The 22,822-nt window shown below is 41.7% G+C and carries 23 protein-coding genes; 8 read left to right on the top strand and 15 right to left on the bottom strand.

Annotated elements, in window-relative coordinates; all coding sequences use genetic code 11:
* Positions 1 to 151: 151 nt before the first annotated feature.
* Genes rplI through rpsF form a run of 4 tightly spaced genes read right to left on the bottom strand, consistent with a single transcriptional unit; the run spans position 152 to position 1,577 of the window.
* Positions 152 to 604 carry a 50S ribosomal protein L9 gene (gene rplI / locus LP316_RS05405; protein WP_193023115.1) on the bottom strand — a complete coding sequence of 151 codons (453 nt, stop codon included), beginning with the start codon at positions 602 to 604 and terminating at the stop codon, positions 152 to 154.
* 20 nt (positions 605 to 624) lie between these two features.
* Positions 625 to 852 carry a 30S ribosomal protein S18 gene (gene rpsR, locus LP316_RS05400; RefSeq protein ID WP_193023113.1) on the bottom strand — a complete coding sequence of 76 codons (228 nt, stop codon included), beginning with the start codon at positions 850 to 852 and terminating at the stop codon, positions 625 to 627.
* A gap of 10 nt (positions 853 to 862) precedes the next feature.
* A complete protein-coding gene (gene priB / locus LP316_RS05395) occupies positions 863 to 1,150 on the bottom strand; it encodes a primosomal replication protein N (protein ID WP_193023816.1) in 288 nt (95 codons plus the stop codon).
* Between the two features lie 28 nt (positions 1,151 to 1,178).
* Positions 1,179 to 1,577 (bottom strand): 30S ribosomal protein S6, encoded by a 399-nt coding sequence (gene rpsF / locus LP316_RS05390; RefSeq protein WP_193023111.1) that lies wholly within the window; start codon positions 1,575 to 1,577, stop codon positions 1,179 to 1,181.
* A gap of 239 nt (positions 1,578 to 1,816) precedes the next feature.
* Between rpsF and LP316_RS05385 the strand changes: the two genes are divergently transcribed.
* Complete coding sequence (locus LP316_RS05385; RefSeq protein WP_193023109.1) at positions 1,817 to 2,689, top strand: hypothetical protein; 873 nt, start codon at positions 1,817 to 1,819, stop codon at positions 2,687 to 2,689.
* An 82-nt stretch (positions 2,690 to 2,771) separates the two neighbouring features.
* Here LP316_RS05385 and LP316_RS05380 read toward each other — a convergent pair whose 3' ends face one another.
* The 4 genes from LP316_RS05380 to LP316_RS05365 form a co-directional block, all read right to left on the bottom strand.
* Positions 2,772 to 3,635, bottom strand: coding sequence for a universal stress protein (locus LP316_RS05380; RefSeq protein WP_193023107.1), 864 nt, complete (start codon positions 3,633 to 3,635; stop codon positions 2,772 to 2,774).
* A 62-nt stretch (positions 3,636 to 3,697) separates the two neighbouring features.
* The gene (rlmB, locus tag LP316_RS05375; protein ID WP_193023105.1) at positions 3,698 to 4,456 is read right to left on the bottom strand and encodes a 23S rRNA (guanosine(2251)-2'-O)-methyltransferase RlmB; all 759 of its coding nucleotides are present in this window, start codon (positions 4,454 to 4,456) and stop codon (positions 3,698 to 3,700) included.
* A gap of 15 nt (positions 4,457 to 4,471) precedes the next feature.
* Positions 4,472 to 6,883: a ribonuclease R gene (gene rnr, locus LP316_RS05370; RefSeq protein WP_193023103.1), complete on the bottom strand. Its 2,412-nt coding sequence runs from the start codon at positions 6,881 to 6,883 to the stop codon at positions 4,472 to 4,474.
* Between the two features lie 397 nt (positions 6,884 to 7,280).
* Positions 7,281 to 7,895 carry a tetratricopeptide repeat protein gene (locus LP316_RS05365; RefSeq protein WP_193023101.1) on the bottom strand — a complete coding sequence of 205 codons (615 nt, stop codon included), beginning with the start codon at positions 7,893 to 7,895 and terminating at the stop codon, positions 7,281 to 7,283.
* Between the two features lie 201 nt (positions 7,896 to 8,096).
* On the opposite strand from LP316_RS05365, the gene LP316_RS05360 reads away from it, so the two are divergent.
* The gene (locus LP316_RS05360) at positions 8,097 to 9,281 is read left to right on the top strand and encodes an HD-GYP domain-containing protein (RefSeq protein ID WP_193023099.1); all 1,185 of its coding nucleotides are present in this window, start codon (positions 8,097 to 8,099) and stop codon (positions 9,279 to 9,281) included.
* Between the two features lie 105 nt (positions 9,282 to 9,386).
* Here the strand turns inward: LP316_RS05360 and LP316_RS05355 are convergent, their stop codons facing one another.
* Genes LP316_RS05355 through LP316_RS05345 form a run of 3 tightly spaced genes read right to left on the bottom strand, consistent with a single transcriptional unit; the run spans position 9,387 to position 15,053 of the window.
* Complete coding sequence (locus tag LP316_RS05355) at positions 9,387 to 10,796, bottom strand: M20/M25/M40 family metallo-hydrolase (RefSeq protein WP_226960809.1); 1,410 nt, start codon at positions 10,794 to 10,796, stop codon at positions 9,387 to 9,389.
* 22 nt (positions 10,797 to 10,818) lie between these two features.
* Complete coding sequence (locus tag LP316_RS05350) at positions 10,819 to 13,959, bottom strand: efflux RND transporter permease subunit (RefSeq protein WP_193023098.1); 3,141 nt, start codon at positions 13,957 to 13,959, stop codon at positions 10,819 to 10,821.
* A gap of 5 nt (positions 13,960 to 13,964) precedes the next feature.
* Positions 13,965 to 15,053, bottom strand: coding sequence for an efflux RND transporter periplasmic adaptor subunit (locus tag LP316_RS05345; protein ID WP_193023097.1), 1,089 nt, complete (start codon positions 15,051 to 15,053; stop codon positions 13,965 to 13,967).
* Between the two features lie 545 nt (positions 15,054 to 15,598).
* On the opposite strand from LP316_RS05345, the gene LP316_RS05340 reads away from it, so the two are divergent.
* The 4 genes from LP316_RS05340 to LP316_RS05325 all read left to right on the top strand — a co-directional run bounded on the left by LP316_RS05340 (position 15,599) and on the right by LP316_RS05325 (position 18,405).
* Positions 15,599 to 16,246, top strand: a complete 648-nt coding sequence (locus LP316_RS05340; RefSeq protein ID WP_193023096.1) for a hypothetical protein — start codon at positions 15,599 to 15,601, stop codon at positions 16,244 to 16,246.
* Positions 16,247 to 16,401: 155 nt separating this feature from the next.
* Positions 16,402 to 16,971, top strand: a complete 570-nt coding sequence (locus LP316_RS05335; RefSeq protein ID WP_193023095.1) for a hypothetical protein — start codon at positions 16,402 to 16,404, stop codon at positions 16,969 to 16,971.
* A gap of 77 nt (positions 16,972 to 17,048) precedes the next feature.
* Positions 17,049 to 17,693 carry a hypothetical protein gene (locus LP316_RS05330; RefSeq protein WP_193023094.1) on the top strand — a complete coding sequence of 215 codons (645 nt, stop codon included), beginning with the start codon at positions 17,049 to 17,051 and terminating at the stop codon, positions 17,691 to 17,693.
* Positions 17,694 to 17,778: 85 nt separating this feature from the next.
* Positions 17,779 to 18,405 carry a hypothetical protein gene (locus LP316_RS05325; RefSeq protein WP_193023093.1) on the top strand — a complete coding sequence of 209 codons (627 nt, stop codon included), beginning with the start codon at positions 17,779 to 17,781 and terminating at the stop codon, positions 18,403 to 18,405.
* Between the two features lie 116 nt (positions 18,406 to 18,521).
* Here LP316_RS05325 and LP316_RS05320 read toward each other — a convergent pair whose 3' ends face one another.
* The 4 genes from LP316_RS05320 to LP316_RS05305 form a co-directional block, all read right to left on the bottom strand.
* The gene (locus LP316_RS05320) at positions 18,522 to 19,016 is read right to left on the bottom strand and encodes a GNAT family N-acetyltransferase (RefSeq protein ID WP_193023092.1); all 495 of its coding nucleotides are present in this window, start codon (positions 19,014 to 19,016) and stop codon (positions 18,522 to 18,524) included.
* A complete protein-coding gene (locus LP316_RS05315) occupies positions 19,007 to 19,273 on the bottom strand; it encodes a DUF1778 domain-containing protein (RefSeq protein ID WP_193023091.1) in 267 nt (88 codons plus the stop codon). The genes LP316_RS05320 and LP316_RS05315 overlap by 10 nt, the downstream gene beginning before the upstream one ends.
* Before the next feature lie 186 nt (positions 19,274 to 19,459).
* A complete protein-coding gene (gene erpA, locus LP316_RS05310) occupies positions 19,460 to 19,801 on the bottom strand; it encodes an iron-sulfur cluster insertion protein ErpA (RefSeq protein ID WP_193023089.1) in 342 nt (113 codons plus the stop codon).
* A 108-nt stretch (positions 19,802 to 19,909) separates the two neighbouring features.
* Positions 19,910 to 20,638 (bottom strand): DUF6776 family protein, encoded by a 729-nt coding sequence (locus LP316_RS05305; protein WP_193023087.1) that lies wholly within the window; start codon positions 20,636 to 20,638, stop codon positions 19,910 to 19,912.
* 57 nt (positions 20,639 to 20,695) lie between these two features.
* Between LP316_RS05305 and LP316_RS05300 the strand changes: the two genes are divergently transcribed.
* The gene (locus LP316_RS05300) at positions 20,696 to 22,381 is read left to right on the top strand and encodes a chloride channel protein (protein WP_226960838.1); all 1,686 of its coding nucleotides are present in this window, start codon (positions 20,696 to 20,698) and stop codon (positions 22,379 to 22,381) included.
* Entirely contained in the window at positions 22,381 to 22,815 is a 435-nt protein-coding gene (gene hemJ, locus LP316_RS05295) for a protoporphyrinogen oxidase HemJ (RefSeq protein WP_193023083.1), read from the top strand. The genes LP316_RS05300 and hemJ overlap by 1 nt, the downstream gene beginning before the upstream one ends.
* Positions 22,816 to 22,822 lie beyond the last annotated feature (7 nt).

The following is a 22,822-nucleotide window of genomic DNA, read 5'->3' as shown; positions in this document are numbered from 1 at the left end:
AATTAATATCAAAGCCAAGGACATTTTATACTAAGACAACCGATAAATTGGTCTGCTTACCCACCTATATCGGTGTACCTAGTAAAAAATTTAGGTATAAAAAAACACCGCCCCAAAAGGTAGCGGTGTTTTTAGCAACATAAAAGTAAAATTATGCTTCAGCGATAACGTTTACTTTGATGCTTGTGTCTACATCTGTGTGTAAGTGAATTGCGATATCGAACTCACCTGTTTCACGGATTGTACCTAAAGGCATACGTACTTCAGCTTTAGCAACTTCAACGCCTGCTGCAGTGATTGCATCAGCGATGTCTTTTGTGCCAATTGAACCGAATAATTTACCTTCGTCACCCGCTTTAGAAGCGATAGTAACTTCAGCTAATTCAACGATCTTAGCAGCACGAGCTTCAGCAGCAGCTAAAGTTTCAGCTAATTTAGCTTCTAATTCAGCACGACGAGCTTCAAAGTGCTCAACGTTAGCTTTTGATGCGAATACAGCTTTACCTTGTGGTAATAAGAAGTTACGCGCGTAGCCAGACTTAACTGTTACCTTGTCACCAAGGCCGCCTAATTTGGCGATTTTATCAAGAAGAATTACTTCCATTTTCAAAACCCCTTATTAGGTTACTTGTGTAAATCAGTGTAAGGTAATAATGCTAAGTAACGAGCACGCTTGATCGCACGACCAAGTTGACGTTGGTATTTAGCACTTGTACCAGTGATACGGCTAGGAACAATTTTACCACTTTCAGTGATATAGTTTTTTAGTGTTGCGATATCTTTGTAATCGATTTCCGCAGCACCTTCCGCTGAGAAGCGGCAGAACTTACGACGTCTAAAAAAACGTGACATGGGATTTCTCCTAATTAATCATTTCAATCTGTTGGGCATGCAGAACAAGAAGTGGGTTACCGTTTCTTGTTTCGTGACGATTTAAAAAACCGGTCACTCTAATTTGCCTGCCTTCAGTTAATTCACTCGTTAAGTGTTGTGACCAATCACCTGTTGCCACGACTTGCATTCTAACGAACGCTTGGCGATTCATTTGAGCTTCAACCTGTATTGAACGGTGTTCAATAGTGAATTGGCAATGGTGAATCCCCACTGGGCTTGATGTCAGTTTTGGTGCTTTAAACACCACGGCTTCCATCGTTAGGCTATTGTGTGCCACAGATTACTTATTCTTCGCTTGCAGCTTCTTCAGTTGCAGGAGCAGCAGGAGCTTCAGTAACCTCTTTCTTAACTTCACGACGGTCTTCTTTAGCAGCAGCCATTGCTGAAGCTTCAGTTACCGCGCCTTTTGTGCGCATGATCATGTTACGAATAACAACATCGTTATAACGGAAAGAAGTTTCTAGCTCATCAATAACTGACTGAGGCGCTTCAACGTTCATTAAAACGTAGTGTGCCTTGTGTAGTTTGTTGATTGGGTAAGCTAATTGACGACGGCCCCAGTCTTCAAGACGGTGGATTTGACCTTCGGCACCAGTGATAAGATCAGTATAACGCTGGATCATACCTGGTACTTGTTCACTCTGATCAGGGTGAACCATAAATACGATTTCGTAATGACGCATTACGAGCTCCTTACGGTTGTAGTCTCTTATCTGGCTCAGCCCATCACCAGTATTGAGACAAGGAACAATAAAATACAGGCTGAATTAAGGTCGCGTATTGTAGGTAAATTGAACAGTAAATGCAATCATTTAACGCAATATAATTAAAAGCTTGTTAGTGGCTAAGAAAAGCTGATTGGTATAAGCACTTAAAAGTAGCTATATTGATAAACACGCAAGTTCAAAAAACATGGATTAATGTGCTTAGGTTATTTATTTTCTTTACCTTTTTGGTCGTGGCTTCGGTCAATTGTCTCGCCAAAAGTGTTGTCATTGTTGGTCCGCAATCAGAAGAAGATACCTCTCACAGTTACTTTGTTGAATTGCTCAATTTGGCAATTAATAAAACCAAAGATACTCACCCCTATCAAAATATTACTATATTAAATAGTGGCCAACCCACCCAAGGTCGCTCAATTCAGTTACTCAAAAATAATGTCACCAATATTTATTGGACCGGCACTAGCCTTGATCGCGAGGCTTCGATGTTACCGATACGGGTACCGCTATTTAAAGGCTTACTAGGTTATCGGGTTTCAATTATCAGAAAAGAAAACCTTGAAGATTTTATCAATATTGATGAAGCGACCTTAAAAAGTAAAGTTGCTTGTCAAGGCCAGCACTGGCCTGACTCAGACATCCTAGAAGCCAACGGTTATCGAGTGCTCAGAGTGGCTCGCTTTGATTTAATGTTCAAAATGCTGCAACAAAAGCGCTGTGATTATTTTCCTCGTGCAATTTTTGAAGGCTACGGAGAGTTAGCAAAGGCTCAGTTAAAATACCCAGAATTGATGATTTACGATCAAACGATTTTACACTACCCATTTGCCTACTACTTTTTTACCAATTCAGAAAACGAAGTATTAGCGAGCCAAATAGAGGCAGGATTAGTCAGTGCGATTAATGATGGTAGTCTATTAGCTCTGATGCAAAACCATCCGGCAACTAAAGGGGTTTTCCCGCTTGAACAATGGCGATTACGCCGTTATTTTCATTTGAATAACGCTTTGCTCCCCGATGTATCGACACATATTGATTCTGACCTGTGGCTGACGTTATACCAAGTGAATTAAGTCAAGGTCGTCAATGAGAATCTAAACACAAAAAAAACCGACGCATGTTGCATCGGTTTTGTTTTTTTAATACCAAAGCGGTTTATGGCTTAACGGCAACTAAATCGGTTTTTAATAACGCTAAGATTTTCTCTGCGGTGTTACCTATTATCTTACCACTCAAGCCTTTGCGACCCACCATCCCTAAAACTACAACGGCGGCTTTAACACTTGCAGCTGTACTCGGGATCACTTTTTCAGGTTCGCCCGCTTTGATATGAAAGCGTTCAATCGGAATATCGTGCTCTTTAGACAAGGCTTCGATAACTGGTTTTAACTTCTTCTCCGCTTTAATTTCCAGTTCATCTCGAAACTGCATGCCAAAATCGTGTAATAGACGCGAAAAAGGTACTGTGTAACAGACATGAAGCTGACTTTTAGATGCACTCGCTAATTCTTTTGCTTGCTCGAGAATCTTGCTATTTAAAGCGAGTTTTTCTTCATTTTTGGTTTCCAAATCAAGCGAAGCTAAAACGTGTTGTGCTCTGCGCCATTGTTTTTCTGAAGAAATATAAATTGGCGCGTTACACTCACGAAGTAGGTGCCAATCAGTTGAGGTATACATCATTGTTTCAGTGCGATGGCCCGTTTTAACAACAAAACTTACATCATTGTTATCAACGTAGCGATTAACCCACTGGTGAATGCGCTTTTCCCACACCACTTCAAAACTATATTCAACATCAGCTGGCACGTGTTCAGTTAATAATGCTTGAGACTGCTGCTCAACACGCTTGATAATCTGAGCTTTGACCTGCTCTTGATCGTTATCTAGGTGAGTAATATTATCGTGACAGAAAAAGACAAACTTTACTGGCAACTTGCTTTGCTGTGCTAGTTCACTGGCCTTTAACGTTGCTACTGGATTGTTGTCTAGTAAATCTGCGACAACCAAAATATGACTCATAAAAATCTCCTAAATAATTCCGCTTTGTCGTTTATATCACAAATAACTTAAGAATTAACTCGTTAATTTGTAAGCCTTTGTCGTACTATTTCAAATAAACAGATACCGGTCGCAACGGATACATTTAGACTCGATACCGCACCAGCCATTGGCAGCTTAACTAATTGGTCGCAGTTTTCTCGCGTAAGCCTGCGCATACCTTTGCCCTCTGCCCCCATCACTAAAGCTAACGGGCCATTGAGCTTAACGTCGTATAAACTGGTATCGGTTTCCCCAGCGGTGCCAACGATCCAAACGCCTAGTTGCTGGATGTGTTTCATTGTGCGAGCTAAATTAGTCACTTGAACTAAGGGCACAGTTTCAGCTGCACCAACCGCTACTTTGCGAACCGTAGCGGTAATTTTCGCGGCCTTATCTTTCGGCACGATAATCGCCTGAACACCTGCTGCATCAGCATTTCGCAAGCAAGCGCCCAAATTATGGGGATCGGTAACGCCATCTAAGATCAACAGAAATGGCGAGATATTTTGCTTCTCTGCACTACTGATAATTTCGTCTAAATCATTTTCATTGTATTGCTTATTCGGTGTAATGCGCGCAATAACACCTTGATGCTGTTCACCTTGACTTTTGTCGTCTAACACCTTGCGGTGCACAAACTGCATGGGAATTTTATATTTTCGCGCTAAGTTGATGATCGGTAGCATTCGTTCATCGTCACGGCCTTTCAGTGCCCACATTTCGATAAAGCGCTCTGGAGAACGTTCAATTAACGCTTGGACGGCGTGGATCCCTAAAACGATATCACTTTGTTTTGACATAGTGTTCTTCTTTAATTACTTCTTTGATTTCGCGGCTTTACGGGCATTTTTGCCTGGCCTGTTTTTACGCGCTTTGCGCTTTTTAACTTTCGACTTTTCAGCTTTGTCTTTCTTTTTACCTTTTGCTGGCTTTTCGAAATCACGTGCCGCGCTTTTAGCTCGCTCTTGCGCTTTTGATTTGACTTTCTTACCCTTGCCTTGTTTAGCGTTACTTCTCGCTATTGGCTTTGCTTTTTGTAAAATGGCATTTTCACCCTGTAATACCAGATCAATTTTCTTCTCGTCAAGATTGACTGCCGCTACTTGCACAGCTAACACATCGCCAACATTGTAGCGCTTACCTGTATTCTCACCGGATAAGCACATTCTAACATCGTCAAAGTGATAAAAATCGCGACCCAGTGAAGTAATGTGAATAAGCCCTTCAATATGTAAGTCTTGTAAGCGAACAAAAAGGCCAAAATTGGTTACTGTCGAAATCACCCCAGTAAAGCTGTCGCCAACGTGATCAAGCATGTATTCGCACTTGAGCCAATCAGCGACGTCGCGCGTGGCATCATCGGCTCTGCGCTCGGTCATCGAACAGTGCTCACCTAGTTCTGTTACTTGTTGGTCGGTATAACTGAAATAACCAACATTAGCTTCACTTTCAGCCTGTTGCTGTAAAATAGCCTTAATCACGCGATGAACCACAAGATCGGGATAACGTCTAATTGGCGAAGTAAAGTGGCTATATTGCGTTAAGGCCAAGCCAAAGTGACCGATGTTTTCACTTTGATAAACCGCTTGCTTCATCGAACGCAGTAACATAGTTTGGATCAGTTCTTGATCTGGGCGTTCAGCAACTTTTGCCAAAATATAGCCATAATCAGAAGGCTCTGGCGCTTCTTTGTACGGGATCTCAATACCTAATTCACCTAAGTACGAGATAAAATTGCGGTATTTATCGTCACTCGGTTTATCGTGGACACGAAATAACCCCGGCATTTTGTGTTTTTCGATAAACTTCGCCGTCGCGACATTAGCCAAGATCATGCATTCTTCAATCATCTTGTGCGCATCGTTACGGATCAACGGGACAATCGATTCAATTTTTCTATCTTGGTTAAAGATAAATTGTGACTCTTCCGTTTCAAAAGCAATTGCACCGCGGTTATCTCTTGCGCTCGCCAATGCAATATACATATCGTGCAAGTGACGTAAATCATCAACCAATGGGGCGTATTGGTCGATCAACGCTTGATCACCGTCTAAGATTGCTGCCACTTTAGTGTAGGTAAAACGCGCTTTAGAGCGCATTACCGCCGGATAAAATTTACTGCCAGATAAATTACCAGAGGCACTAACGGTCATTTCACAGACCATACACAGGCGATCGACATCAGGATTTAACGAACACAGGCCGTTTGACAGTTTTTCCGGCAACATCGGAATCACTTGTGATGGAAAATAGACAGAATTACCACGGGCAATCGCTTCATCATCTAACGCAGTATTAGGTCTAACGTAGTAACTAACATCCGCTATCGCGACCCACAAGCGCCAGCCGCCGCTTTTCTTTGGCTGACAATAAACCGCATCGTCAAAATCACGCGCATCTTCGCCGTCAATCGTTACTAGCGGTAAATCGCGCAAATCAACCCGAGGTACTTTCGCCTCTTCCGTGACTTCATCACTTAAGGTAGCGACTTCCGCTTTGACTTGAGCTGAAAATTCATGGGGTAAATCGTGTTCGCGTAAGGCAATTTCAATCTCCATGCCAGGCGCCATATGATCGCCTAGCACTTCAATCACTTTTGCCATGGCATTGCGGTGTTTTGACGGTCGTTGGATAATTTCAATCACCACCATTTGGCCGTGTTTGGCACCCATGGTTTGCTCTGGCGGAATTAAAATATCTTGTTGAATGCGGGCGTCGTCTGGCACAACAAACGTAATATTGTGCTCTTTAAAAAGGCGACCAACAATCCCGTGTTTACGCGGTTCAATAACATTGAGAATGCGAATTTCTTTACGGCCTTTTTTATCGGTGCGCTCAAGCAGCATACCTTCGGCAACATCGCCGTGAAAAACCCGTTGCATTTCGTGAGATGAGATAAAGAAATCTTTACCACCGGTATCTGGCGTGAAAAAGCCATAACCATCGCGGTGACCAATCACACGCCCTGTGATGACATCGCGTTTGGCTGGGATAACATACTGTTTGAATTTATTGAACACGAGCTGACCAGCTTGCTCCATAGCTCGTAAGCGTCTTTTTAATGCCACCTTATCGCTTTCTTCAAAAATGCCGGTTGCCTGACAAACACCTTTAAAGGTTAACGGTGTTGTTGCTTGGCTGATCAGCTCGAGAATAAGCTCGCGGCTCGCGATAGGTTTTTCGTATTTTTTAGCTTCTCGGTCGAAGTGAGGATCTTGTATAGTCACTTAATCTAATTCTTTCGTTTTTTTTAATTATACCTCAATAACTAACACTCGGAATTAAATTTGTATTAAATCGTGTAATTGGACAGATAATCCAACCTTGATGGCTGTAGTTTGAGATTACCGTCTACAGGGTAATGACACTTATTTACTGTGCCTACTGCTTGAGATTACCGTCTGCACGGTAATGACACTTATTTACTGTGCCTACTGATTGAGATTACCATCTGCACGGTAATGACGCTAATTTATTATGCTAGTTGAGAGAGCTTACCGTCTACACGGTAATGATTCCAGCTCGTCATGCCGTACTTGATACGGCATCTCTGACTTACATAACAACAATTCGTCATGCCGTACTTGATACGGCATCTCTGGCTTAACTAACGGTCAAAGGGGGTTAGTAACGCTCTTTTTTCGCTTGAGCCACAACATGAGAGGGCATTTTATCTGCCAAATTCGCTAGTTGCAGCGCAATTTGTTGGTGCGTCTTTTTGTCATCAGTTAACGCGTGGTGCAGTTGTGAGTAGAGTTCAGGAAAATCTAACGGGCTACCATATCCTTGGTTATAAAGGTCAGCTAAGCGTAATTGAGCATTTAAATTATTAACACTGGCAGCTTCTTTTAAATAGATAATTGCTTTGTCGATATCAACTTGCATAAATTTACCAACGTGGTGATAGCGGCCAAGTTGTTCTAACGCTTCAGGTAAACCTTGATCTGCTGCAAGCTGCATATAGCGCAAACCCAAGGCAATATCTTTTTTCACACACACACCGTATGCCAACATATCACCCCATAAAAATTGATAGGATGGTTTTTCCGCTTTTACCGCTCGCGCTTCAATATCTTGCACCAATTGGCATTCATCAAGTACGACTTGCGATAGGTGCTTGTTCTCTTTGATCAAGTCTAATAGCATATCGTCTGTGTAAATTTGTACCGCCTGCATATTTTGAGCAAAGCTAGAAAAGGCTAACAAAAACATCGAGATCAAAGAAAAAATACGAAACATAACAATACTCTCAACTAGTGGATAATTAGTTTATCGGCCATTAAATGAAAAAGTTTACGCTTGTTTAAAAAATACCAACTGAAATAAAGCGTTCACAAGCAGGTGATTGTCAGCTCAACACTTTGGGTTTATATTAAAAGTTATATCTTATATTAAAGTACGTCCACAGTTTCGTTCAAACGGGATGCAGTAAATTCGCCAATGATTATAGAAAAACAGCTACCAGACTTAACCATTGGTGAGTACGTTATTGATATTGTTCAGCAAAAAGGGACATACACGTTAACAAGTGCTGGCCATATTAAAACGCCTAAAGTCATCACCCTATTAGCAAATAAAGGGGTGATTTCGGTACTTGTTGATACCGACAAAGCGCTGAAAACCAAAACCTCCGACGAGGATAGTCCCGATCTCACTCCCCCCGATAAAAAGCCGCAAAGCCCAGTCATAGTCGAGATCAAAAAAGCGAAAAAGATATTTAACGAATCGAAGAATATTCAGCGGCAAATCCTTAAAGATGTCGCCATCGGCAAAGAAATCAATGTCGAACCGATAATAGATATTACCAATAACACAATAGACACGGTTTTTAAAAACCCAGATGCGTTAGCTTGTGTCATCAATATTCGCGATAAAGATGAATACCTGCTTGAGCACTCAGTGTCTGTGTCGATATTAATGACCATTTTCGCGCGTTATTTGGGTTTTGATAAACCATTGGTGCAACAATTAACCATTGGCGCGTTTTTACACGATGTCGGTAAAATTAAAATCGATGACAATATCTTGCACAAACCAGGGAAGCTTACCGCCGAAGAGTTTGACGTGATGAAAACTCATGTTAATCACTCGATAGATATTATCTCGCAAACACAGGGGGTTTCGGAGTTGAGCTTGGAAGTTGCCGCCCTTCATCACGAGCGCTTAAATGGCACTGGCTACCCGTATAACATTCAAGCTCAAGATATTTCCAAATACGGCCGCATGGTATCTATTTGTGATATTTTCGATGCACTAACTGCCGACCGCTGTTACAAAGATGGCTATCCTCATATCAAGGCTTTCAGCATTTTGCGCAAGCTTGCCCAAGATGAACATTTAGACGCTCAACTGGTCGATCAATTTATCAAATGCATGGGCGTATACCCTGTTGGCTCGCTGGTTGAACTCAACTCTCATAAGCTAGCGATCGTGGAAGCGAGAAACCAAGCCGATCCAATTCGCCCGAAAGTTCGGTCATTTTTTAACGTTGATGACAACCGTTATGTGATGACCGAAGATATTGACTTAACCAACACCGAAGATTTTATTGTTAAAGGGGTAAAAGCAGATGACTTTGATCTCGATATGAATAAAATCATCGAGTTCTTACTAATGCAAGGCTAACAACGAAGCGATGAGGCTGGAAAGCGTGAATGCTGGAATGCTGGAAAGCGGTAATGCTGGAAAGCCTTAAGGCCATATCGCCTTAAAGCCTTACCGCCTTTAATCTTACTTTCTAAAATCAACCGGCGCTTGTGCGGCATAATAAGCGAACAAGGTGTAAATCGTCGTGTTAATTTTTAGATCATCAGGGTTCACTTTATCCAAGGTATCATTTTCTGTGTGGTGATAATCAAAATAATCCGTACCATCTGGGGCAAAGTTAACACTTGGCATGCCTGCCTTGGTGAGTAAACTCATATCTGATTGCGCCACGCCATTATTCATCGGCGATAAAGAGACACCTAGTGGCGCGATGATTTGGGCAAATTCGCGAATTGAATTAAGCGCATTGGCGCCAACACCTGGGGTCATTTTATAAATTGGCCCCATGCCAAAGTCCCACTCAGCACCTAACACATGATCAGATACATCGTCCTTTCGATCGGCTAAATATTGCTTTGCGCCCAATAGCCCGACTTCTTCAGCGGCGAATAAAATCACTCGAATGGTGCGTTTGGGTCTGCTTTCTAACTGGGCAATTTGCGCGGCTGCCGCCATCGTCATACCAATGCCTAAGCCATCATCTAAAGCACCTGTGCCTACGTCCCAACTATCTAGGTGAGCGCCGATAGCAACAATTTCATTAGGTAATTCACTACCGGTAATCTCGCCGATAACATTAGCCGAAACCGCAGATTGGCCGTGGCCAGTAATCGTTTCTACTGCCAACTTAAAGGTAACAGGTTTGTTGCGTTTTAACTGGTTCACTAATAAATCGGCATCAGGATTTGATAAAGCAACCGCTGGAATTTTCGCAATTCCCTCTTGATAGCGCATCACGCCAGTATGTGCAGTGCGGTTATTGTCTGTGCCGACAGAGCGCATAATTAACGCGGAAGCGCCCTTTTGCGCAGCAACACTGGCACCGGTAACACGAGTGCCCACTGCTGGGCCATAGCCTTTGCCATCAATATGCTTAGTCATGCGATACGAAACAAAGGCAATTTTACCGTTTAAGCTGTTATCTGGCGCCGCTTTTAAGTCAGCTAAGGTTTCAAAGTGAGCAACCTGAGCTTCAAGGCCACCTTGTGGCGTAGACACACTGCCACCGAGCGCTAATACCACCATTTTTTGTGGAAATGGCGCAACAATTTGAGCGTGCGCATGGCCGCGTTGCCAATACGTGCCTTTGACTTCTTCAGTCCATACTTTGTCAAAGCCTAGCGCTTTCATCTTATTCACTGCCCATTCAATCGAGCGTTTATCGCCTTCTGTCCCCATTAAGCGATTGCCCACTTCTGTTGTAAGCGATTCAATCAACTCATATGACAAATCAGATTTAAGGCTTGATTGTTTTAATTGCTCAAGCACAACTTTATCTTCTGGCGTAATTGCCCGTGCGGTGCTTGATAACGCCAGGCTAGCAATAAATACCGAGGTTAAGGCTACGGCTTTCGAAAGTTTTGACTGCAACAAAATTCACTCCAATGTTCGACGTTTAAGCAACGTCTGTTATTTTTTGGGGTTGATTAATTTCTTGTACTACCGGCGCTTTACGCACCTTTTGCTTCCTTAAATCTTTTAATGCCAACATACAAGGGGTGATCACCAAAGTAAGAATCGTGGCAAAAGCTAAGCCGCCAGCCACAGCTGTTGCTAACTGCGCCCACCACTGGGTTGACGGTGAACCAACCACCGCTGTGCGGTTAAAAAAGTCTAAGTTAACTTGTAATACCATAGGCAATAAGCCGAGTATAGTCGTGATAGTGGTTAATAAGACGGGACGCAGGCGTTGTGCGCCAGTTCGCAAAATCGCATCCACCACTTCATAGCCTTGTTTGCGCAATACATTGTAGGTATCAATTAACACGATATTGTTATTGACCACGATACCGGCAAGCGAAATCACGCCAATACCGCCCATCACAATACCGAAGGGGCGCTGAACTATCATCAAGGCAAGGAACACGCCAACGGTTGAGAAAACTACAGCACTTAAAATCAAAAACGCTTGGTAGAAGCTATTAAATTGGGTGACTAAAATAATCGCCATCACAAAGAGCGCGACACCAAAGGCATTAACTAGGAAGTCTTGCGATTCTTGCTGATCTTCATTTTGACCTTTGATAACAATATCAACGCTCGGATCAATGTTAAGCGATGGGAATTGCGCCTTTAACTTAGGTAGTTCTTTGATTAGCTGAGCATCTGTTACCAAGTTAGCTTTAACTGATACGACGCGCTTGGAGTCAACTCGGCGAATGGTATCAACTTTATTTGCCGCACTGCGCTCAACAAAGCCCGTAATTGGCACTAAGCCATTAGCCGTTTTTACCCGAATATCATCAAGCCTGCCAAGATGGCGTTTTTCTTCAGGGAAACGCACGCGAATATCGAGTTCATCGTCAACGTCATCTGGGCGATACTCTCCGAGTTTCAAGCCGTTAGTGACTAACTGAACGGTTGAACCAACCAAAGTTGCATCAGCGCCTAAGGTTGCTGCTTTAGCGCGATCAATTTTGAGTTGCCACTCAATGCCCGGTTTTGAACTTGAGTCTTCAATATCAGTAAAGTTGCCGTTGGCGACTAAAGCATTACGGATAGTTTTCACGGTTTCATCTAACCTGTCGGGAAAACGCGAGCTCAATTCAATGATCAGATCTTTACCACTTTGTGGGCCAGGGCTATTTTTGCGCGCTTCAATCTCAACGCCGGCTAAATCTTTGGTTCTGCTGTGAATATCACTGATCACTTGATCGGCAGGACGACGCTCTTGCCAGTTTTTAAAGTTAACCTGAAAACTACCAATTTGATCATTACCACCGGTTCGCGTGTACAAGGTTTCAATATCGCTAATCGGTAAAATCCGTTGCTCGATGATTTGCATAATTTCATCTTTTTCACGCATCGATAAATCGCCATGCGAGCGCACCACCATAGTCGCACTGTTAGGCTCAACATCAGGGAAAAACACCATGCCCAAGCCGCTTTTGCCGTAAGCAAACATCACTAAAATGGCGACAAGCACCGTACCTAACACCACGGTTTTTGGTCGTTCAATCGCTTTAGTTAGCAAGCCAACGTACTTGCCAGTAAAGCCTTTTAAGCTGCGAATATCGCCCTCTTCGGCTTGGATCATTTGTTCGCGCTCTTCGCTTGAGACCACGCGCGCTTTACCAAATACCGTACCAATAGCAGGCACAAAAATCAGTGCCATTGCTAATGATGCTGTTAACACCGCGATGAGGGTAAACGGCAAGTACTTCATAAACTCGCCCATCATGCCCGGCCAAAACATTAACGGCGCAAAGGCTGCTAAGGTGGTTGCAGTTGAGGCAATAATTGGCCAAGCCATGCGTTTAGATGCCATTTTATAAGCTTGTTTACGGTGAACCCCTTCGCTCATTTGTCGGTCAGCAAACTCGGTAACCACAATAGCCCCATCAACTAGCATACCGACAGCCATGATCAAACCAAACAACACCACGATATTGATGGTTAGGCCTGACATTGCGATCACTAAAATGCCCGTTAAAAAAGCGCCAGGTATAGCAAAGCCAACCAACATGGCACTTCGAACACCGAGCGCGGCAATCACCACAATGACCACCAACAACACGGCTGAAAAGACGTTATTTTGCAGATCGTTTAGCGTTTCTTTTACTTCACGAGACTGGTCACCGACATAGGTAACAGCAACTTGCGATGGCCATTTTTGCTGCTCTTGAGCAGTAATTGCTTTCACTTTATCGACGGTGTGAATAATGTTTTCGCCCGAGCGTTTTTTCACTTCAATTGCCACTGAGCGATGACCATCAAGGCGGGCAAATGAAGTAGGATCTTTATAGGCTCGGCGCACTTTAGAGACATCGGCAAAGGTAATAATTTTATCGCCATCAACCTTGATCGGTAGGTCGAGTAAGTCTTGCACGGTTTCAAAAATCGACGGCACTTTAATCGCGAATCGGCCTTTGCCCGTATCCATCGTACCGGCTGGTACTAGGCGGTTATTGCGCTCAACTAAGTTATAAATATCGCCAGAATCTAAACCGTAGCTTTCCATCAGTAAAGGATCGACAATAATTTCAACCATATCTTCGCGATCACCACCAATATCAACCTCTAGCACTTCTTCTAAGGTTTCTAACTTATCGCGTAGGTTGCGCGCTAAGGTGACCAAGCCGCGCTCGGTTACTGGGCCCGATAAAATAACCGTAATTGCCGGTTGCTGATTGGCCATTGTCACTTCGTGGACTTCAGGCTCTTCTGTTTCGTTTGGCAATTTGGCTTTCGCTAAGGTGACTTTATCGCGAACATCAGCTAACGCCTCTTTGGGATCAAAGCCGGCAATAAATTCAAGAGTGACCGATGCATGGCCTTCACCGGCGTTTGATTTCATTTCTTTGATACCGGCAATCGATTTAAGCTCATTTTCCATTGGCCTAACCAACATCCGCTCCGCATCTTCTGGCGAAATACCATCGTGCACCATAGACACATAAATGGTTGGAATGGTGATATCAGGATTCGATTCTTTGGCAATATTGGCGTAGGTAATGGCGCCGGAAATAATCAATAAAACAAAGATCGAGAGCACTGAGCGAGTGTGGGATAAAGCGCCTTCAATAATCGACAACATAGTGTTTACTCGCTTTCTGCCATTACGGGGTCGACTTTATCGCCACCGCGAACAAAGCCTTGGCCGAGCACAATGATATCGGCGTTCTCGCCTAAGCCACTGAGCCAAATACCATCGCTTTCGCTCTTAACAATATTGATTTCACTAAAAACAACGTGTTCATTTTCAACAGTTTTAATACCAATATTACCTTGCTCATCTAGCGCCAATAAAGCGGGCGACACTTTAATTGCCGGTGTTTTATTGAGCGCTATTTGCAAGGTGCCTGACTGGCCTGCGCGCCATTGACCTTGGCTGTTATCAACAGCAACTTCAACTTTGAAGGTATTGGTTTTTTGGTCAGCAACACTGGCGATATAGCGAATTTTCCCCTGTGCTGCTGGGTGGTTTAGCAACTCAATATTAGCCGATTGCCCAACCATAAGCTGGCTGATTTGATGCTCAGTGGCATAGCCTGTAACCACAATTGGTTGTAAATCAGCAAGCATCGCAATTTGGTCGCCAACTTTCACGTAATCACCTTGTTCAACATAACGGGTATTAAGTACGCCATCAAATGGCGCGGTGACTTGAGTGTTATCAATAGCGATTTCCAGTGCCGCAATTTGTGCTTTAACATCAGCGAGTTCTGCTTCTGCCGTACTTAATTGCAGGCGACCTTGATAGCCCTCTTTTTGGAGTGACTGAACGCCTTGATAGTTTAGTTCTCGCTGTGCTAATAAAGCTTTGGCTTGTGCTAGCCTGCTTTTGAGATCGTTCATGTCGATAGTGGCAATCACTTGGCCTTGCTTAACAAAAGCACCGCGCTGGGCATGAACATTTAAAATTTTACCCGCCACTTCGGCTTTAATCGTAGTGACTCGATCGGGCTCAGTTCGACCGTACAATTCAACCGTATTATCAACAAGCTCAGCACTAAAACGCTGGACTTTAACTTTCGGCGTTATCTCTGTAACTGGCTCTTCTGTCGCTTGTGTTTCGGTATGTTGTTCACCGCCAGAGAGCATCCAAATAATTAAGATGAGACTAATCAAAGCCGCGAGTACATAAGGCCTTTTATCCAACCATTGTCGACTTCGAGTTAAACCACTCATACCTTCTCCTTTTACCTCAAACATAGGCGATTTTATTGCACGATATTAAACGCTGAATTATACCAAGTGAATTAAATATTTGATCACTCAGCGAGATTTAAAAGGCTTTTAGGCAAGGCTTTGATTGCAGATAATGGTTATTCCCTTATCAAAATCAGTAACGAAGCATAAAAGTCTTTTAAACTCGCCCTTGGGAGCTCGTCAGAAAAGTGATAATTTCACAAATTTACTTGATGTAGAATGACTACACCTGCATAAATTTCTTTTATTCTAACTTCCCTGACGTAGCTCTGAGTCGGTCAAGTATTTATTCAATTGGTATTGTACGTAACTATTGAGCAAATAGGCGATAAAAATGTTGCAGAATATTATTGAGTTAAGCGATGACGGATGTGCAAGAACGAATTTTCTTTACATGTCTTTACACCTTTCCTGCTTTCATTGTGTTATTGATGAGTTAACAGGTTGTTTATAAAGATGAAATAGCAAATGGGGTGTGCTTACCTCATTAACTATTTGTTCTGTGGTTTCAAAGGATGTGATACATGCTGATTTATCTGAGTTTTATTTTATTAATCGCACCAATCATCTTAATAGAAACTTATATATTATTAACTCAGCGAATCTTTTTTTCCTATTTGCGGGCAGTTTTTTGGTACTACGGGTTTGCATATTTGTTCTTGATGTTGCAAACCGGAATATATGGTGTGTTATTTATGATGATCGTTGTTTTACTTAACCGTAAGAATCTTCATGAAACATATAAAGACTTAGATTGCTACAGTGTTGATGGTTTGAAGAAATCAGATTTATTAACCTTATTTAACGAATATGCTAAAAACAGTGGTTATCGCATTGAAGAACCTAAAAAAAATGATAGTGACGAGTTGTGCGACGAGGACGATGTTTATCGCTTTACCATTAAGCAAGATAAAAAACTAGAATTGGCTTTTGATTCAATTAACGATGCGACACAAAAAAATGAACCTTACTCTGCTAAAGTTCGTTTTTTGGGTGTAAAAAATTCAACATTTGATAAGAAAATATTAAGAGAGATTACGACCCTTCAACAGACGTTAAATCTTAAGCCAAACAATAAGCTCATTTTGAAATACTTATCGAGACACCTCTTATTTACAAGCCTCATATTATTAGCCATCAAGTTTTTTCAAAGTATGGGCTTTTTATTGTGAGCTTCAATCAGGCATCCTTAAATGACTACACGTCTATATATCAAAGCAATGTACTTAGCCTTATCAAATATACAAAGTGGCTAGCCAATGATAGTGGTGCGCCTTGGGCGAGTAATATGAGTGTAACTAGACTTTAAGGTAGAGGTGTTGATTTTATGGATATTTTACTTTGTGTTCCCGCGCTTCTATATGGTTACTTTTCGGTAAAGTTCTATTTTAGCGATAAGCTGTTTTTCTCTCAAACTCGCTATCTTGACTATTGCACAGGTGTTGCAACTTCAGCTTGGATAGCTTATTCGGGAGGACTCCTTTTGGAGCTATGTATATTGATATTGCTGATGCTCCCGTTTACTTTAGAAAAACTTTTTAGTGGCGTGATCTATGGCTATTCGAGTGGCGAGATTATCACCGGCATAAACCAACTTCTAAAACAGCGTGATATAAATCACCTTCAAACCGACAATTCAGTTGTAATAACTGATACTGAAGGCGCTATAGGCTCGGGCTTGATAACCGTATACTCAGCTCCGTCAAAATTTATCTGTCGAATAACAGTCGCGGAAACGAATGGCAAGCCATTAACGAAGTTATTAGAGGCGGAATTACCAGTTGCGTTAAACAATTTAGCTATTTATAAGCACAAACAAGCCGGTATTACGCTAGTAGGTGCAACACTTGTATATGCTTTGATTTATTTATTTGCTGTTATATTTATAACGCAATGAAAAAATTCTAGGCCGCAGCATCTACATGAACCCTACGGTAATTCTGAACCATTTTATCAAAAATAGGCGTGAGTTTTATGATCGAAACTTATAAATTACTAATTATATGCTCTGGGGTTTTCCTTTATTTCTTAGTTCTCTACAGTACGATTCAGTGCTTTAACAATAATCGTTTGATTATTACTCAAAGTAAATATTTACACTGTTGGCGAATTAGCTGTGCATTAGTTGTATGTGTAGGCGCCACAGCATGGAGCAACTCAACCTCAATATCGCCGGCATTATGTTGGGCTATTTTTCTCGTGTTAGCCCACCCAATGTATATTATAAATATCGCTAATATCGTTACAGGCTATACAGCAAAGCAAGTATGTGATGGCCTTAAGCGTTATTTTACTATCAATAAGATAACTTATCATTTTGAATCACTGAAATTTACAGTCGATGGTTATGAAGCGTATACATTTTCAATTGACGGTTATGAGAACAACGAGGGATATAAAACGATAAAAGTAATTCCTGCCCGTAGAGTTGGTAATAAATTTTGCAGTATCGAAATAGCAGGCCATGGCTCGCAAGAATTAACTAAATCAATTGACAACAATTTACTACCTTGCATGTCGGCAATGGGGGTTAAGCGAAGTTATACATGGGGGTACTTTGGTATCATAGGTTTGTTGCTAACTTTGGGAACTTTTTACTTCGGCCTTGTTATTTTATAGTTTTTTAACAAATAACCGCGTCACATTTATTTAGGTCAGACTGCCATACAAACAATCAGGAAAGGTTATCTAAAGGGAGACTTATATGGACAATGAAATAATAAACATGTTTTCGTATCCGGTGTTAATTATCCCAGCTTGCTTATATTGTTTATATTTTTATTCACTGGCATTAAATAACACTGACCAAAAACAGTTTAAAGTGAGCATACTTGCAATTGTTTATTATTCTTTCTTCGCTGCCCTATTATTAAAACTAGGTTTACAAATATATTTTGAACACCCAACCGTGTCTTTTTCAACATCGATTGAAATATACTGTTTAGCTTTAATCATTATTTTAATGCCCCGCCAATGCATGTATTTAACAGATTGCACCATCAAAGCTGTTGTTAGCTCGATAAAAGAAGCGAAAGAAGACGGTTATCAACTTGAAATACAAGAATATAATTCTGGTCGCAAATTTTTGATAGTAGATATGAGTGATAGTACTCATTATCGAATGGAAATAGATGTTGTCTTCGGCTTAACGCGCATTGAATTTCTAGACAAAAAAGGGATCAAAAGAGCAAAATTAATAAATAAAATAGAAAGTAACTTACTTAACAACGGTCTTAAAACAGATGTGAGAGAAATTTTCAATAAAGTCCTAATATTAACCATTGTTAGTGTAACCTTTGCGGGGGCTCTTCTTAACTTTATCAGTGTTTAATTTATCTAGGCTAACATTATTGAGTAAAAATCTAGCCCCTCTGATTTAGAGTTTGGTCTTTAAAGAGTGTTGCTTCTAAGCTCAGTTTCCCAACTGCACATAACAGTTGCTAGCGATCAAATAGACGCTTTTATATCAACTATTCGCGCCATTAAAACCATAGGGTCGATAGGTGATTCACTAAAGCCGAACTTCTTATAAAACTGCTTTGCTTCTTCATCAATAGCATGAACAAGTACGCCTGCACCACCAATTACGTCCATTGCTTGAACTGAGCGCAACATGCAGTCTTTCAGTAGGCCCGCACCAATACCTAAACCTTTGTAGTTTTGATCAACAGCGAGTCTAGCTAATACAACCATAGGGATAGGGTCTGGACTATTCCTTTTCAAACTCGATAACGCACTGTTACGCTGAACAGAGCCCATGGCGACAGCGTAATAACCAATAACATCGTGGTTGCCATTGGTTACAACATAGACTTTTGAATTATTTCGTTGGTGATTTTTTAAGGCGTTGTTATAAAGCCAGCTATCTAGCGCTTGTTTACCACAGCAAAACCCGCGTAAGTTGTGTTTGTCTTCGAGCAAATGAGGGGCAGTTATTTCCAAGGTGATTTCCTGCTCAATAAATCATTAATACCGTCGCTTTTTACTGGATCGTTATTAAGTGCCTGCTCAAATGCCTCGAAGGCTTGTTCATCAAGTATAAAGTCTCGCTGATTTGTCAGGATTTTTTGCGCCTCTTTCAAAACCACTTGCTGAATAAAGACAGAACGATCCAACTTCATTAAATTTGCCGCTGCATCAATAATATCTCTGACTGAGGGTTCTACACGCATATTAATGGGTGCCGTTTTATTTGCCATATCGCATCTCTGTATATCTATTAGTTACACAAATATAGTGTAGCTATTAAATACACAAGAAGAAACTATATTTTATAACTAACCACAAGGAAGCTAGCGAAATAGTATCTCACTCAAAGGTTTGCGTAAGCTAAAAACAAAAAAACCAGCGCGAAGCTGGTTTTTCATGTGAGTAAGAATGGCTTATTACACTGAGAATGACGAGCCACAACCGCAAGTGGTGGTTGCATTCGGGTTATTAACTAAAAAGCGGCTACCTTCTAAGCCTTCAATGTAGTCAACTTCACCGCCAACAAGATATTGCAAGCTCATTGGGTCAACCACTAGCGTTACGCCAGCTTTTTCCACCGTCATATCACCGTTGTTGACTTTTTCGTCAAACGTAAAGCCGTATGAAAAACCAGAACAACCACCACCGGTTACATACACGCGTAACTTAAGCGCTGGATTTTCTTCTTCAGTGATCAGGGCTAACACTTTACTAGCGGCTGCATCAGTAAATTTAATAGGTAATTCAGTTGATGACATGGGATTTCTTACTTCTCAATTTCAATGGTTGCGAATTATCTTAAACCTGACTAATTTAATCAAGTATTTGTCGTTATAAGCTGGAAACTTTTTACTGGTAACTTTTAGCTATAGCCCAGAATTAATTTGTTGCCAGTCGTAACTTTGGTCAATGCGTTGATACTTTTGCCACTTGCCCTTAGGCAAAATGACCGAGACATCAAGCTGTTCAGGGCTAAATTCCTCAGGCAAGGTAAATTCCCCTTCAAGAATTTGAAAGTATTGCAAACTAAACGAACGTGCTTTTTGATCGATATTTGCCAACTCAGCAAGGTTTATTTGCGCTGGCTTTTTCGCCTGACTGCCCTTTAACGACAATTCAATATAGCCTTTAGCATAGCGTTTGTTGGCTTGTTGCTGTACTAATACCACCTGATAGCGATAATGATTTTCACTTTGGGTTGGTACAATCGCCACACTATCGATAACCAAACCATCGGCTTGCTTTTCGGGTGCCATCACTTTTTCATAAAATGCCAGCTCTTTTTTTACCGCAAAGTGCTCTGCCTGCAATGCTTTTAAGGCACTAGCGGCCTGTTCACTGGCTAGACGTTCAACTTCGAGTTCTACCAGCAAGGTATTAATACGAGAGGCTTGTTGTTGTTGAATGTCATACAAACTCGTTAAGCGCGCGGCCTGATTCTCAATCGTTTTCACTTGGTAGTTATTGTAGTAATTACCGATGCGATAACCGCTGAAAAAGCTCACGGCAATCAGTGAGATTAACAGTAGCGCTGAGCGGAACGGCCCGAGCCTTTGTACGACAACACTTAGATTTATTTTTGCTAACCAATTCATTATTAACGTATTATGTACCTAACTTCTCAATGCCCCAAAAAGCATAATAAAACTGTGATGAATACCGTTAGCGCATTTAAAAAACGATTAGCACTACCACAAACGTCTTGGCAGTTGTGCTTACTGGCGATTTTTGGTGGTTTATTTGCTGCGCTGCTGATTATTCTATTTACGCTCACCATTGACGGCTTAGAGCAACTGTTTAAATCTCAAATTAGCCACTATACCAGTTTTGAAGCGCTAAGTCGTTTTTTAATCCCAATCGCTGGTGTTTCGCTGATTTTAGCTATGTCTTGGCTTACCGGCTATCAATATATTCGCTCGGGCATTCCGTTTGTTTTACATCGCTTGAAAATTGCTTACGGCGTTATTCCATTTCGCAATACCTTGAACCAGTTCTGGGGCGGTGCAGTCGCGTTGGCATCAGGCTTTTCTGTTGGCCGAGAAGGGCCAGCTGTTCACATTGGCGCCGCTGGTGCAAGTTATGTTGGCAATCAGTTAAACTTGCCAAATAATAGTATCCGTACCTTGTGTGCTAGTGGTATCGCCGCAGCCATCGCCGCCACCTTTAATACCCCCATAGCGGCAGTAATGTTCGTGATGGAAGTGATTTTGCGCGAATACAAAATTCATATTTTTATTCCGATTATGCTCGCCTCAATTATTGGCTCTATGGTGACCAGTGGCGTGTATGGCCGCGTGCATGAATTTGAATTTTTTACCACCTTATCGCTTGAGCCTTCAATCTACCCTTATTTAGTGATTTTAGGCGTGTTACTCGGCGCACTAGCCTCAGCGTTTAACCATGCACTGATTTATATTCTGGATAAATTTAAAAACTGGTCAATCGTTATTCGCTTAGGGTTTGCTGCCGTGATCACTGGCTTGTTTGCGTTATTCGCCCCTATTGCCATTGACCCACTACACGCTGAAGTAGCAACAGCACTTAGCCTTGATGTACAAAATCAATGGAGCATTATTACCTATCTGTTGTGCGCCAAAATTCTCATGACCTTATTTGCCATTGGCTTAGGTATTCCCGGTGGTATGATCGGCCCTATTCTGGCAATCGGAGCACTTACAGGCATTGCCACCTCTATTGTTTTTAGCCCGTTTATTGATGCGCCAAACGTTGCCAATGATATGGCGTTAATGGGAATGGCTGGTTTTATGGCGGCAACTTTAAACGCTCCCCTTGCCGCCTTGTTAGCGGTGGTTGAGTTATCGAATCAACTTGAGGTCGTGGTACCAGCGATGATAGTGATCACCACGGCTTGTTTACTATCTGGGCAAATGTTTAACAACCGTTCAATATTCATTATGCAGTTGAATCTGCAAAATTTACCGTATCGCAAAACGCCATTAGAAACTTCGTTACAGCGCATTGGCGTAATTGGTGTAATGCAAGAGCAGTTATTAATTTTAAATACCGATAAAGAAAGTGCCGAGCAAGAAGCGTTAACAACCTCTCACGACACTTATGTGATTAGTCATGAGCAAGATGAAGACAACGAGCCCGCGTTCTATTGGCATCAGCACATTTTGAAAAATAACGTCTCTAAAATTGATTGTTATCAATTAAAGCCAATATCGTCTCAAGATACACTGGCAGAGGCTTATTTAGCACTGAAAAACGATCGCTGCGGCGGTGTTTATATTTACCAGCAAGATAAAAACAACATTGTTGGTATGATTAGCTTTGAGCAAATTCGCAGCTATTTACACGAAGGAAAACTCACCTAATGACAACCTTACTCTGGCTTAAAGCCTTCCACGTAATTTTTATGGTCGCTTGGTTTGCCGGTATTTTTTATCTGCCAAGGCTGTTCGTTAATCACGCCGAAACTGACAACCAAGATATTGCCAACCACCTCAAAGGAATGGAGCGCCGATTACTTTATTTTGTCACGCCTTTTGCAATTCTAACGATTTTACTTGGCGTTGCCTTGATTCACTTTTACGGCATGGCCTGGTTTGCCGCGAGTCCTTGGCTACATATTAAAGTCACCTTAGTTGTGCTGCTTGTGGCCTATCACTTATATTGCTTTAAGCTGTTAAAAACCTTTGCTGAAGATAAAAATACCCGCTCGGGCAGGTTTTACCGCATTTTTAATGAAGTACCAGTATTGATTCTTTTTGCAGTGGTGATTTTAGTTTACTTGAAACCAAGCTTTTAAAATAAGA

The organism is Thalassotalea sp. LPB0316 (assembly GCF_014898095.1).
Lineage (GTDB): Bacteria > Pseudomonadota > Gammaproteobacteria > Enterobacterales > Alteromonadaceae > Thalassotalea_G.
This window is presented reverse-complemented; position numbering and strand designations above follow the sequence as displayed.